Consider the following 13,156-nt stretch of genomic DNA (forward strand, 5'->3'; position numbering starts at 1 on the left):
GGGAAGGCATTCCGGAGACGGCGTACCCGAACGTACGGGCCGGGGCCGGTCGAAGAGGTGCCCGTAGCTAAGGAGGCTCATGCCCCAGCTGGCCATCGACGCGACGTGTCTCCCGCAGTACGACAAGCTCGACCGGCCCACGCGGGAGCGGCTCATCGCGGCCACGCGGAAGTTTCGGGAGCTGCCGTTGGAGGCGCTGCTCGCCCATCCCGACCTGCGCATTCGGCGGCTGCCGGCGGGGCAGGATCCGCGGATCCGTACGTTCCGTATCAGCGACGGCTGGACCGGGGTGATGCTCGCGCCCGAGTCCGGGGAGACGTTTCTGCTCGTGCATCTGCTGCCCCGGGACTCCGCCGAGGACTGGGCCGGGGAGCAGCGTCATGACGTCAACACGGTCATGGGGACGCTGGAACGGCGCAACGCCGCGGCGCTCGGGCGGGTGGTGGGGCGCGGTGACGTCGCTGCTCCCGTGCAGGCCGGCGGCGCGGGCCCGCCGGGTGAGGCGGTGCCGGCCCCGGCGTCCGATCCGGAGCCGAGCGGGGGGCCGGTGGTGGCCCGGCCCGACGAGGCGGCGCTGTTCGACCACGTCAGCAACCATGACCTGCGGCGGCTCGGCGTGGACGCCGAGATCCGCCGGTTCTGCCGCACCCTGACTACCGAGGAGGAGCTGGAGGGCTGGCGGGCGGCGCTGCCCCAGGACCAGTACGAGGTACTGAGTCACCTCGCCGAAGGGCTCCCCGTGGAGCGGGTGCTGCGCGAGGTCGTCGAGCCGCGCCGGCCCAGGGTGGGCGCGGTGGCCGCCGACGACTACGACACGGCGATCCGCAACACGCGCGAGCGCGTCATCGTCGTCAACGACGACCAGGAGATCGAGGACGTCCTCGCCGGTGAATTCAACGCCTGGCGGATCTACCTGCACCCCAAGCAGCGCGATCTCGCCTACCGTCCGCGCTTCAACGGGCCGGCCAAGGTCTCGGGCGGGCCGGGGACCGGCAAGACCGTGGTCGCGCTGCACCGGGTGAAGTTCCTCGCCGAGCACCTTCCGCTCGGCGGGCGGGTACTGCTGACCAGCTTCACCAACGCTCTCGTGGAGTCCCTGAAGCGCAATCTGGCGCTGCTGCTCCCGGCGGAGCTGATCGAGGACGTGGACGTCATCACCGCCGACAAGCTGGCGATGAACGTGGTGAAAGAGGAGCAACCGGACGTCAGCTTCTGGTCGGACAACGACGTGCGGGGCCTGCTCGCCAACGTGGCCCAGCGGCACGGCCTGCGCTGGTCCGCCGACTTCCTCTTCCAGGAGTACCGGCACGTGATCATGGCGCACGGCATCACCACCGTGGACGGATACCTGGACCCTGACGCGCGGCGCGGGCGTTCGCTCGCGCTGGACACGGCGCAGCGCCGCGACGTGTGGCACGCGATCGCCGACGCCCGGGTCCGCATGCGCCGCAATCGCCGTCTGCCGTCGCTGGAGCTGCACGCCGAGGCCGCCCGCATCCTGGACGGGCGGGCCGAGAAGCCCTACACCAACGTGGTGATCGACGAGGCGCAGGACCTCCATCCGACCCAGTGGCGTACGCTGCGCGCCGCGGCCGCTCCCGGCGCCAACGACCTGTTCATCGCCGGCGACAACCGGCAGCGGATCTACGACAACACCGTGTCGTTCAAGCAGCTGGGCATCCGGATCGTCGGCCGGTCCTACCCGCTGCGGGTCAATTACCGCACCACCGGCGAGATCCTGGCGTGGGCGGGTGAGATCCTGCGCGGTCAGCAGGTCAGCGAGCTGGGCGAGCCGGTACCGGAACCGGCGGGCACCACCCGGTCGGTGCTGCGCGGCCGCCCGCCGGAGGTGCGGGCGGCCCGCGATCTCGCCGACGAGCTCGACGCCCTCGCGGAGCGGGTGCGCGGCTGGCTGGCCGACGGCATCGCCCCTGGAGACGTGTGCGTGACGACCCGTACCCACCGCCTGCGCAACGCGGTCGTCCGAGAGCTGACCGAGCGGGGCGTCCCGGCCGCGGCGTTCCAGGCCAGCAAGGACACGGTGACCGACGCCTCGCCCGCGGTGCGGGTCACCACGATGCACAGCGTCAAGGGCCTGGAGTTCCGGGCCATCGCCGTGTTCGGCGTCACCGCGGACGCACTTCCGAACATGGAGCACGTCACCGACGCCGAGGTGGACGAGCAGCAGCACGAGGCCGACCTCGCCGCGCAGCGCTCCCTGCTGTACGTGGCGTGCACCCGCGCGCGCGAGTCGCTCTACGTCTCCTGGCACGGTGAGCCCAGCCCGTTCCTGCCGCGGGCGGCGGTGAACGGCGCGGTCCGGCGGGGACCCGCCCGAAGGTAGAGTTCGTCTTCGGCGTCCGTGGGCGGGCGCGTTCCGGTCCGGCCCTGGTGCACGGGGATGTCCGTACCGGCCGTCGTCGGCATGGCCGCGGCGCCGCTCGTGCTCACCGGCCGCCGGCCGTCGTTCCCCTCTACCCTCAGGTTGGTCGCCGCCATGCGTTTGGTGTTCACGAACGCCGATCAGGAAACGTTCGACGAGTACCGGTCGCTGTTCATCACGCGAACGCTCGCCCACTGCCGCGCCGAGAACATCCCTGTGTCGCGGACCGCGCTGGAGATCCTGCTCGATTTCAAGTTCGGCGAGCCGGACGAGGGCGGTGACGGGCTGCTCGCGCGGTGGAACGAGGACGATGTGGCGGCGCTGCTGCTCGGCTGGCTGCCCGAGGAGGCGGAGCGCACCCCGCCGCCGGTCGGGGACCTGCGCGCCGCGCTGGACGCCTGGTACCGCTTCCTGGAGGCGCGCGGCTGGCTGGACCCGCGCTCCGACGGCCGCGACGGGCTGCTCGCGACCATGGACGAGCTCGCCGACGCCTACCAGAACGCGGTCGAGAACCCGGAGCAGCACCGGATCGCCAAGTACCTGCAGCGGGCGCTGCTGGACTCCGACGTGGACGTCGACGACCCGGAGCAGCTCGCGGACTTCGAGTCCCGGCTCGACGAGGGCGACCTGCCGGTGGACCAGGAGACGCTGGCCGCCATCGCCGAGGGCACCGCGGCGGCGCCCAAGTCCCCGGTGGACGGCATCGGGCGCGTCGGTTACGTGTGGCGCGCGCCGCGGCTGCTGGAGGGCGCCGAACTCGCGGCCGCGATGGAGGCCGCCCCCACGCTGGCGCGGCTGCGCCGGGAGTCGCCGGAGGGGCTGCCGAAGGACTCCGAGGAGGCGTGGCTCAGCGCCTACGACGCTCTCGGGCCGGCGATCGCCGAGGGGCGCGGCCTGGACGCCGGCTCGTTCGAGGACGCCTTCGGTCTGGACCCCGAGGAGTTCGTGGTGGCCGTGGTCACCGTGCTGTTCGCCGAACGCCCGCCGCTGCCGGTCCCGGTGGTGCTCGAACTGGTGGCCGAGGCGTCCGGTGCGTTCGATGAGGAACCGCCGCCCGGGGACAGCGGGGACGTCGCCGACGCGGCGGCCCGGTTCGCCCCGGTGGTCGAGACGGCGCTCACCGAACTGGAGAAACTCGGCGTACTCGTCCGGGACGCCACGTGCGAGGAGGCCCGGGAGGCCGGCGAGCCCGTGGTGCGCCTGACGCCGCTCGGCGAGTGGATCGGCTTCGAGGAACTGTCGGCCGACGACTACGTCATCCGCACGTTCGACGAGCTGATGGCCGAGAACGCCGAGGTCCTCGTGGAGCGCGCCGCCTCCGGCCAGCCCACCGCCGACGTCGACCTCGACGACTGGATCGGCGCCCGTGACACCGCCACCGCCATGCACGACCTGGTCGAGGTCGCGCGGCGCACGGACGACTCCACCCACCGGTTCGTGATCGCCTGCGCCACCCGCGAACACGCCGAAGCGGCCCGCCCGGTGTACGACGCCCTGCGCGACGACCCCGCCTTCGGCGCCCAGGCCCGCGCGTGGCTGTTCGACGCCGGTTTCCTGAAGGAGTCGGACCTGCGGCCCGACGACCGCACGTGGGTCACACTCGACACCGAGGCGGCGCTCGCCCGGCTGGGCCTGCTGGACGAGCAGCGGCTCCTGGACAGCCCGCTGCTGGGCGCCGAGCCGCTGCTGTTCGAGATCGCGCTGGACATCGACCACCCCGAGAGCGCCTTCCTGCTGAGCTACGTCGGCGAGCACCATCCGGACCCGAAGGTCTGCAAGCAGGCGCGCGCGACGCTGTACCGCCTGCGGAGCCGGGGGACATCCGGCCGCGGCTGACCGCCACGCCCCCGGGGCCTGCGGGCCGGCCTCTCGGGTGGGTTATCCACAGACCACGAACCGCGGTGGAGCCGGCAGGGTGCGCGCGCCGAGCATGGACGCTGGGTGCCCGGAGGGGCATCCGGACGTTCGTCTGGAGGTTTTGCCATGCTGGTTCAGTCGTTGGCGGCGGTCATGGTGGCGGCCGGGGCGGTCGTCGCCTCGCCGGGGGAAGTGGAGGTTCGGGAGCCGTTGGACGGATTCGTGATCGAGCACGTGCCGGCGGGGGCCGGCACGCTGGAGTCGGACTTCAGGTTCGAGTGGGGCGATGTCGCCTTCACCGAGCGGGTGTGGGAGCGGCAGCTGGAGAGCGGCGGGTACCGGGTCGACCTCACCGTTGCGGTGCTGCGCGGCGAGCGGCTGTCCGACGTCGCCGCGACCCAGGACTTCCTGGCCGAGTACCACGAGCGCGAGCCCGGTGCGTGGCGGGTGCAGCCGTTCCGGCACGGAGCGCACGATGGCGGTATCGCCGATGATCTGGCGTTCTGGCAGGTGCGGCCGGGAGTCGCGGTGTCGGTGCGGGTGGATCCCGAGCGTTTCGGGGTGGAGGACGTCCGGGAGACCGCTCTGGGGGTCCGACCGGCGGAGTGAGCCGGGGCGGCCGGGAGGGGCGGGCGTCCGCGCGCCTTCCGGCCGCCGTCCCGTGGCCCGGCCGCACCGTGGGCCGGGGTGGCGAGCGCTCCCGCCGCACTGACGTGGTGTGATGTTGGCATGAACCGCGCCGTCGAGGAGTCCAATCGCCGGATGCTCCGGGCCCGCGACGCCATGGACCGCGACTACGCGGCTCCCCTCGACGTCCGGGCCCTCGCCCGGATCGCGCACGTGTCCGAGGCGCACTTCATCCGGACCTTCCGTGCGACGTTCGGGGAGACGCCGCACCGCTACCTGCAGCGCCGGCGTGTCGAACGCGCCATGGCCCTGCTGCGCGAGACCGGTCTGAGCGTCACCGACATCTGCCTCGCGGTCGGCTTCACGAGCCTGGGCACCTTCAGCCGGACGTTTCGCGACATCGTCGGCCGGTCGCCCTCGGCCTACCGCGCCGCAGCGCGCGGCACCGCGGCGGGGGTGCCGACTTGCTTTGCCAAGGCGTGGCTGAGACCGAGCAGTTTCGGAGAAGCGGGCCAGACCGGACGCGACTAGCGTTGCCGCCATGTTGCGATCGATCACTCACTCCCAGATCTACGTCCTCGACCAGGACCAGGCACTCGACTTCTACGTCGGCAAACTCGGCATGGAGGTCGCCACCGACGCGGACCTCGGCTTCATGCGCTGGCTGACCGTGCGGGTGCCGGGCGACACCGGGCGCGAACTACTGCTGGAACGGCCGGGCCCGCCGGCGCTGGACGAGGCCACCGCGGAACAGGTTCGCGAACTGGTGACCAAGGGCGTCATGGGCGGCTGGCTCATCCTCGGCACCGCGGACTGCCAGAAGACCTACGAGACGCTGCTGGAGCGTGGCGTCGAGTTCACCGAGACCCCGACGACGCGCCCCTACGGGATCGACTGTGCGCTCCGTGATCCGTTCGGCAACAACATCCGGATCACCCAGCCCGCGCCGCGGCCCCCGGCGGGGTGAGCGGCCGCACGTCCGGCCGGGCGGGTCCTCAGTCCCAGTCGTTCCAGCCCATCCATTCGTCGAGCCTGGTCTTGTACCGGACGCGCAGCGCACCGCCCTTCACGGCGCCGCTGATCCGGAAGTGCGGCGCGGGCGGGGCCGGCCGATCGGGGACCCGGCTGTCCACGTCACCGAACCACGACGTGTCCACGTCGATGGCGGCTGTGGCGCCGTCGGGCAGCACGATCTTGGCGTCTCCCCAGGAGGCGGTGATCTCCAGGTCGATCACGTCGGCCAGCAGCCTGGCCTCGCGGAAATTGAGCCGGGTCTCGCCGTAGGGGTTGCTCACGACGACCCGGGCCGGCACCTCCCACTCCCCCCGCCGGGCGATGCTGCCGGCCTTGGCGCGAAGCTCCAGGGTGCGCTCGGCGGCGCCGGCCTGGTGAGGGACGGCCGGCGTGCCGTGGCCGGTGGGCAGATCGGCGGTGAGCGGACGCAGTTCGCCGTAGGTGCGGGCACGGTAGGCGAGGTCGAGCCGCTCGTCGAGTTCGTCGAGGGTGATCCGGCCCTCTCCGGCGGCCTGCCGCAGGATCTCGGCCACCTGGTCCCGGTCGAGATCGGACGCCCGCATCGCGTCCCGGCCAACCGCCCCGTCTCCGGTCATGGTTCTCCCCGTCGATCCGCTCAACGCTCGCGTTTCATCGTAATTGCGCACCACCACGGCTCCCAGTTCCCCCGGCGTCCTTTCGCCGCACGGGCCGGTTGTCCACAGTCCCGGAACCGGACTCGCCGGCGCGACCCGCCGCCTCCGACCCTGGAAGCATGCCGGAACTGTCCAGCGCACACACGCTCGCCGCCACCCAGCACGGGGTCATCGCCCGCCACCAGGCCCTGGCGTGCGGTCTCCTCCCTCAGCAGATTGCCCGGCTGCTCCGCCGTGGCGAGTGGCGGCGGCTGCGGGCCGGTGTGTACTTCGTCGGTGGCGACCCGCCCCGGCTCGCCGCGCGGGTCATGGCGGCGCAACTGGTCTACGGGCCACGCGCCGTGGCGGTCGGCCCCACGGCGGCGCGGCTGTGGCGGCTGCAGGGGCTGCTCCCCGGCCCGGGACACGAGCACGTCCATCTCAGCGTCAGCGGATCGGCCGCGGCCCGGCACGACGGTCTGCGCCTGCACGGCTGGAACGTCGCCCCGGGCGAGGTGACGCTCTGCAACGGCCTGCGGGTCACCACCCCGGCCCGCACCCTGCGCGACACCGTCCTGCTCGCGGACCGGTACTCGGCGGTGAGCATCCTCGACTCGGCGCTGCAGAACGGGCTCGTCGACGCCGCCGACCTGCCCACCCTGGAAGCCGCCAACGCGGGCCGGCGCGGCGCCCGGCGGACCCGGGACTGGTGGCGGCTGGCCGACGGCCGGGCACAGAGCACCTTCGAGACGCGCCTGCGGCTCGTCTGCCATGACGCGGGCATCCCGCCGGAGACGCTGCAGTACCCCGTGTACAACGGCGACGGCCGGCTCGCCGGGCATGCCGACCTCGCCTGGCCCAGCTGGGGCGTCGTGGTGGAGGCCGACGGTTCGGAGCCCCACTCGCTCCCCGGCCCGCTCTTCGTCGACCGCCGCCGGCAGAACGACATCGTCAGCTCTCCGGAACGGCTGGTGCTCCTCCGCTTCACTTGGCGGGACCTCCATCACCCGCGCGAGATCGTCGCCATGATCCGCGAGGCGCGCGACCGCGCCACGGCCGGCGCCGAACGGCCCGGCGATGGTCCACCGCCGGACGGCGGCGGGGCGGCGCCATGCGAGTGACCGCGGGCCCTTCCGCCGGCGCGGTGTGCCCGCACCGCGCCGGCGGAAGGCCGGCTCAGTCAGCGGACTCCGCGGAGTCGGCGTGATCGGGGAGCAGCCGGCTCGGCGCCCCCACGTGGGAGACGTAGAGGGCGTCGCGGGCCCGGGTGCAGGCCACGAACAGCAGGTTGCGCTCCTGCTGGCGGATCTGCTCCAGCGCCACCGGGTCCCCCTCGGCCGCGTCGACCGCCGCCCTGGGCGGCAACTGCGCCTCGCCCGCTCCCACCACGGCGACGCACCGGTACTCCTGCCCCTTCAGCTTGTGCATGGTGCCGACCCGCACGGCGTCCACGTCGTCCGTCGCGTCCACCGGCGCGGTGCGGATCCCCTGGGCCAGCAGCTCCTTGCTGATGTCCCGGACGACCCAGCGGTTCCGCCCGGCCACCGCGATCGACGGCGCGGCCACCCCGGCCGCCAGCCAGGCCCGGACCCACTCGCCGAGCGCCGCGAGCTCCTCGTGGCGGCTGGCGCAGCCGCGCACCACCGGCCGCGGCCCGTGCAGCAGCGAGCGGTACCCGGCGAGGGTGTCGACACTGTCGTCCAGGCCCACGGCCGGCGTCCGCCCGAGGATCGGCACCGCCCAGTCCAGGGTCTCCTGGGTGACGCGGTAGCTCACCCGCAGCCGGTGGCCGCGCCCCCGCACGTGGATGCCGACCGAGGCGAGCGACACCCGGCTGTCGTAGATGCGCTGGTGCGGGTCGCCGACGATGAAGAGATCGTCGGGTCCCTCGGCGACGGCGGCGCGCAGCAGTCGCCACTGGGCCGGGTGCAGATCCTGTGCCTCGTCCACGACGACGTGCGCGTACCGGGGTCCCGAACGCCGCAGAGCGCGGGCGGCCTCGTCGGCCACCTGCGGGTAGGACCACTCCCCTGCGACCCGCATGGCGTCGGTGTAGCGGCGCACGGTGTCCCAGACGAGCCGCCGGTGCTCGGGGGCGAGGTGCAGCACACGGCCGCTGCGCTCGCACCGGATGTAGGCGGCGGGGTCGGTGAACCCGCGGGCGAGGATCACCTGCTCCCACTCGTCCACCAGGAAACGGCCGGAGTAGGGGATGCCGTCCGCCCGGGCGGCGTCCCGCCAGCGCTGCGCGATCACCTCCTTGGCCAGCGCCTCCGGGGCGAATCCCGCGTGTCCCTGCACGACGGCGCGGGCCAGGCCGTCGATGGTGACCACCTCGATGCGGGCGCGCACGTCGGGATCCGGCACGATCCGGTCGAGGTGCGCGCTGAGCGTCTGGGCGAGCAGCCGGTTGTACGTGGTGAGCAGCACCGGCCGCGTGTCGCGGTCCGGCCGGGCGGTGAGAGCGGCGGCCAGGTGGGCGGCGCGGTGCAGCGCGAGCACCGTCTTGCCGGTGCCCGGGCCGCCGGTCACCTGCACGGATCCGCGGAACCGCCCTTCGGCGAGGCGCTTCTGGTCCGGGTGCAGCGTGACCTGCCAGCGGTCGAAGGGGCCGCGGAGATGGCGCGCGATCTCGACCGGCCCGACCACCGTGGGCGCCGCCGGAACAGGGGCGGGGTGGTGCGGAATTTCGATGATGTCGATGGCCGGTACCGGGCCGGGCCGGAACCGCCGGGCGAAGGCCAGCGCCTCCTCGTGCGGCCGGATGGTGATCAGGCAGTAGCCGTCATCCGGCGTGGGGGCGACCACACCGGACCATTCCGGGCCGATCTGCAGCATCCGCACCCGGGAGTCGGCGGCGTCCTCGACGCTGCCCAGGTCAGGCCGGTCGCCGGTGAGGTACGCCTGCACGGCGGTGAGGGCGGCGGCTTGGACACGCGTGTCGAGCCGGGAGAAATCGTTGAGGAAGGTGGGGGCGATGGCGAGCTGCGGCACGTCGGGCATTCCTCCAGGTCTGGGCCGGTCGTCGGGCGGCGCGTGGGGAAGTCGGTTGCGGGACGACCACCGCGTCCACCGGTAGAAATGCTCATCGAGAAATTCCGGCAAACCGCCCCAGAAACCCCTGTTCCCGTCGCGGATCAACCACGAAAAGGACGAACGTTTCCGCAGGTCAGATACGAGAAAACGAACGCCTTTCCGACTACCTCCCCGAAAGGTAAGGTAACTGTCACCTTGATTGCCGGACGAGGCTCGTCCGGCACGCTCGCCACGGTGTCCGGATCCCGGATTTTCCACCGACCGAAACCGCGAGAACCGGTGCGGCGGACCGGCTTCCGGGAACGCGGTCCCGCCGTCGGCGGTCGGCCCGATCTCCCTGGACACCGCGGGCCCGCCCCGGCGCCCGCTCTCGGATCCCAGGGTGCGGAGACGGGGTCTACCCACCGCCCGATTTCGGATGCCGGTTACTCCCGGGATCCCGTCGCCGGAGTAACCGGCGTCACGTCCGATCCACTCCCGCGCGCCGCGCAGACTGGTACGGACGTCCGGCCGCGCATCAACCGGCCCCTGCCGTTGCCGCTACCGCCCCGAGGAGCCCCCGTGTCCAAGCCGCTACTGCTGACCGCCTTCCGGGTGATCGCCGCCGTCGAGGCCGTCACCTGGGCCGGGCTCCTGGCCGGCATGGTCGTCAAGTACCTCGTCGTCCACAACGAGATCGGGGTCAAGGTGTTCGGCCCACTGCACGGAGCGGCTTTCCTCGGTTATGTCGCCGTCGCCGTCCTGGCCTGGATCGTGCTGCGCTGGTCCCCGCTGACGGGCGTCCTCGCCCTTGTCGCCAGCGTCCCGCCGCTGGGCACGGTGATCTTCGAGCGCTGGGCCTCCCGCACCGGACGCATCGACCGCACCGCCGAGCGGGAGCCGGAGCCGGTGGGGTCCGCCGCGCGTTGAGCACCGCACGCGGCAGGATCGGTCGCCGGCCGAAAGCGTCCCGGCCTGGAGGGGCCGGACGCACACGCTGAAGGAGTCCCCCCATGGACGGTGTCGTCCATCGAAGTCGCCGCCTGATCCTCCAGGAGGGATTCGGCCTGCGCGTCGTGTCCGCCTCCGTCGCCACGTTCCCGCCGGAGCTCGGCTGGTCGGGCCCCTCCTCCACACGGGAAGAGGACCGCGAATCCTGGCTGCCGGCTCGCGTCGTCTGGGGTACGGACCCCGCACTCCACTACGAAGAGGACCTGCTGTCCGACTTCGCGTACGTGACCTCGGTGGGCAGTGACCCGGAGCAGGTGGCGGCGGTGGCGCGGCTGGCGGAGCAGCGACTTCCCGTCCGCTCCGTCGGCCAGCTACTGGAGGACGTGGACTGGCAGTTCGGAGATGAAGACCGGGCGCACGCCGTCGTTCGGGCCGGTGCCGGGGCCCCTTTGGAGGTCCACGAGGGCGTCCTCGATTGCGTCCGCGCGGCGCTCGCGCACGCGTCGCCGCAGGTGCGCATGGCAGCGGTCTGGGCCGTCACCTACCAGCCCTGGCCTGAATTCCGCACGCTGCTGCGCGAGCGCGCGGAAACGGAGACGGACGAGCACGTCACGGCCGTGATCCGGCACCTGCTCGATGGGTGGGACCCGGTCGGCGAGAAGTGAATCCGGCGCCGCCTCAGCACCTCGCCGAATCGGCTCGCCCCTGCCGTACCGGCAGTGCAGCCGCCGTGAGTCACATGTGTCCGGCCACCATGCCGATGAGGATGAGACCCACGCAAGTGATCGCGAGCCCGATCCCGAACGAGTTCCAGGAATACCCGACGAACTTCTCCCGCTGGTGGGGGTCGTCCATCGACATCGCGATGACCGCGAACACGATCGCCAGGATGCCGCAGACGACATTGCAGCAGACCGTCATCAATATGCCGCCGGCAAGGGCGGAGCCGGCGTCACGCCTCGGATACTTGCGGGATGGCATATTCGCCCTTTTCTGATGTGGAACACGTTCAGAGAAACCGTGAATTCAGACGCCCGACCTTGCCGGTCCGTTTGCGCTCGCTTCTCCGTACCTCCGTCCGTTCTACCGTCCGCCCATCCGCTCACCAGCGCACCGATTCCGCACCGACATCGGCGGCGAACGTCCCCGACGGGCAGCGCTCCACAAAGGAGCCGCAGCGGGGAACGCCGCGCAACCCGGAAAACCGGTTGCCGCCATTGACGCCCAGCACCGACCATGGCGCGGTGCCATGACGGCGGCCGGCGGACCCGCGACCGGACATCAGGGCCGGACGCAAGGGCGCCGCCTGCGCTCGGCGCCATCCGCCGGTCCCCGTCCGATCCGGCCGGCCCGCCCTTGACTCGACCGCGCACCTCCATCACCACCGGGAGCCCGCCATGTCTTCGACACCGTCCGCCGCGATCACCGAACACCGCCTCCCGGGCGCGGGCTCCGGACCGTACGGCATCACCGCAGGGCCCGACGGCGCCCTCTGGTTCACCATGAACGGGGACGGCCGGATCGGCCGGATGACCGTGCGCGGTGAGCACGCCTCCCATCAGCTCGAACCCGCGACGTGCGGGCCGACGGTCATCACGGCCGGGCCGGACGGCGCGCTCTGGTTCGCGCAGACGCAGGCGCACCGGATCGGCCGTATCAGCACCGACGGCCACGCGTCCTCGTATCCGCTGCCCACTCCGGAGGCCGGGCCGTTCGGCGTCGCCGCCGGGCCGGACGGCGCGGTGTGGTGCACGGAGATGAACGCCAACGCCGTCGCGCGGATCACGCCGGACGGCGAGGTGACCGAGTTCCCGCTCCCCGTGACCGGAGCGTTTCCGTCGATGATCGCGGCGGGGCCGGACGGAGCACTGTGGTGCACCCTGAACCAGGCGAACGCCATCGGCCGGATCACCACCGGCGGCGAGGCCGTCCTGTTCCCGCTGCCCACGCCCGCCGCCGGACCGGTGGGGATCGCCGCCGGGCCGGACGGTGCGCTGTGGTTCGTGGAGATCGGCGCCGGGCAGGTCGGCCGCGTGACGACCGACGGGCACATCACCGAATTCCCGCTGCCGGACCGGGCGGCACGTCCGCACGCCATCACCACCGGACCGGACGGCGCACTCTGGTTCACCGAGTGGGGGGCGAACCGCGTCGGCCGGATCTCCGTCGACGGAGACGTCGACGGCTACCCGCTGCCATCCCCCGGCTCCGAGCCGCACGGGATCGCCCCCGGGCCGGACGGCGCGCTGTGGGTCGCCCTCGAATCGGGCGCCCTCGCCCGGGTGGCACCGGGCGCGGGAGACCCGGGGCCGGCGCCGCGCTGACCGGTGCGGGCCCGGCTGGACGGGGTTCCGCATGCGGCGAGGCCCGCCCTTGAGATGAAGAGGGCCGGCGCATCGGGCCGACCGGGTGCTTCCGCACGGACGGCATCAAGTGCCGCAGCCCGGGACACCGGGGCAGGCGCATTGGCGAGCCGCGCTTCGCACCGGGCGCTCGTCCGCATGATTCCGGAAGCATGCGCCGCCGGGCACACGCACGGCGGCCCGCGCTCCGGCCCGCAGGCGGCGCTCGGTGAAAGAGCCCGGCCGGGCGCGCCCGTGCCTGCGGCGCCCCGGACAGGGCTCCGCCCTCGGGCGTGTTCGCGCGGCGAGCGGCGGCCCCTGACCTGCGGAGGGGCGGCACCCTGTCCGGATGC

Annotated in this window: 12 protein-coding genes; 9 read left to right on the forward strand and 3 right to left on the reverse strand. The window is 72.8% G+C overall.

The features are described from left to right. Positions 1–79: 79 nt before the first annotated feature. The 5 genes from ACFQRF_RS19560 (at position 80) to ACFQRF_RS19580 (ending at position 5,834) form a co-directional block, all read left to right on the forward strand. On the forward strand, positions 80–2,344 hold the full coding sequence (locus tag ACFQRF_RS19560) for a 3'-5' exonuclease (protein ID WP_379872578.1): 2,265 nt from the start codon (positions 80–82) through the stop codon (positions 2,342–2,344). A 57-nt stretch (positions 2,345–2,401) separates the two neighbouring features. Next, positions 2,402–4,219: a hypothetical protein gene (locus ACFQRF_RS19565; protein WP_379872579.1), complete on the forward strand. Its 1,818-nt coding sequence runs from the start codon at positions 2,402–2,404 to the stop codon at positions 4,217–4,219. A 147-nt stretch (positions 4,220–4,366) separates the two neighbouring features. Beyond that, entirely contained in the window at positions 4,367–4,849 is a 483-nt protein-coding gene (locus ACFQRF_RS19570; protein WP_379872580.1) for a hypothetical protein, read from the forward strand. Positions 4,850–4,969: 120 nt separating this feature from the next. Next, positions 4,970–5,398, forward strand: a complete 429-nt coding sequence (locus tag ACFQRF_RS19575) for a helix-turn-helix domain-containing protein (protein WP_379872581.1) — start codon at positions 4,970–4,972, stop codon at positions 5,396–5,398. A 10-nt stretch (positions 5,399–5,408) separates the two neighbouring features. Beyond that, positions 5,409–5,834: a VOC family protein gene (locus tag ACFQRF_RS19580; protein WP_379872582.1), complete on the forward strand. Its 426-nt coding sequence runs from the start codon at positions 5,409–5,411 to the stop codon at positions 5,832–5,834. Positions 5,835–5,862: 28 nt separating this feature from the next. On the opposite strand, the gene ACFQRF_RS19585 is transcribed toward ACFQRF_RS19580, so the two are convergent. Further along, entirely contained in the window at positions 5,863–6,477 is a 615-nt protein-coding gene (locus ACFQRF_RS19585; protein ID WP_379872583.1) for a DUF1707 domain-containing protein, read from the reverse strand. A 158-nt stretch (positions 6,478–6,635) separates the two neighbouring features. Here ACFQRF_RS19585 and ACFQRF_RS19590 point away from each other — a divergent pair, with 158 nt between their 5' ends. Then, entirely contained in the window at positions 6,636–7,616 is a 981-nt protein-coding gene (locus tag ACFQRF_RS19590) for a type IV toxin-antitoxin system AbiEi family antitoxin domain-containing protein (protein WP_379872584.1), read from the forward strand. A 55-nt stretch (positions 7,617–7,671) separates the two neighbouring features. Here ACFQRF_RS19590 and ACFQRF_RS19595 read toward each other — a convergent pair whose 3' ends face one another. After that, the gene (locus tag ACFQRF_RS19595) at positions 7,672–9,489 is read right to left on the reverse strand and encodes a UvrD-helicase domain-containing protein (protein WP_379872655.1); all 1,818 of its coding nucleotides are present in this window, start codon (positions 9,487–9,489) and stop codon (positions 7,672–7,674) included. Between the two features lie 603 nt (positions 9,490–10,092). Between ACFQRF_RS19595 and ACFQRF_RS19600 the strand changes: the two genes are divergently transcribed. Together ACFQRF_RS19600 and ACFQRF_RS19605 are read left to right on the forward strand one after the other, a co-directional pair. After that, positions 10,093–10,440 carry a DUF3817 domain-containing protein gene (locus ACFQRF_RS19600; RefSeq protein ID WP_379872585.1) on the forward strand — a complete coding sequence of 116 codons (348 nt, stop codon included), beginning with the start codon at positions 10,093–10,095 and terminating at the stop codon, positions 10,438–10,440. 83 nt (positions 10,441–10,523) lie between these two features. Continuing rightward, on the forward strand, positions 10,524–11,126 hold the full coding sequence (locus ACFQRF_RS19605; protein ID WP_379872586.1) for a hypothetical protein: 603 nt from the start codon (positions 10,524–10,526) through the stop codon (positions 11,124–11,126). 70 nt (positions 11,127–11,196) lie between these two features. Here the strand turns inward: ACFQRF_RS19605 and ACFQRF_RS19610 are convergent, their stop codons facing one another. Continuing rightward, positions 11,197–11,382, reverse strand: a complete 186-nt coding sequence (locus ACFQRF_RS19610; RefSeq protein WP_379872587.1) for a hypothetical protein — start codon at positions 11,380–11,382, stop codon at positions 11,197–11,199. Positions 11,383–11,858: 476 nt separating this feature from the next. On the opposite strand from ACFQRF_RS19610, the gene ACFQRF_RS19615 reads away from it, so the two are divergent. Continuing rightward, complete coding sequence (locus ACFQRF_RS19615; RefSeq protein ID WP_379872588.1) at positions 11,859–12,785, forward strand: virginiamycin B lyase family protein; 927 nt, start codon at positions 11,859–11,861, stop codon at positions 12,783–12,785. The last annotated feature ends 371 nt before the right edge of the window (positions 12,786–13,156 follow it).

The sequence above is a fragment of the Marinactinospora rubrisoli genome (assembly GCF_042664915.1).
Classification (GTDB): Bacteria; Actinomycetota; Actinomycetes; order Streptosporangiales; family Streptosporangiaceae; genus Marinitenerispora; species Marinitenerispora rubrisoli.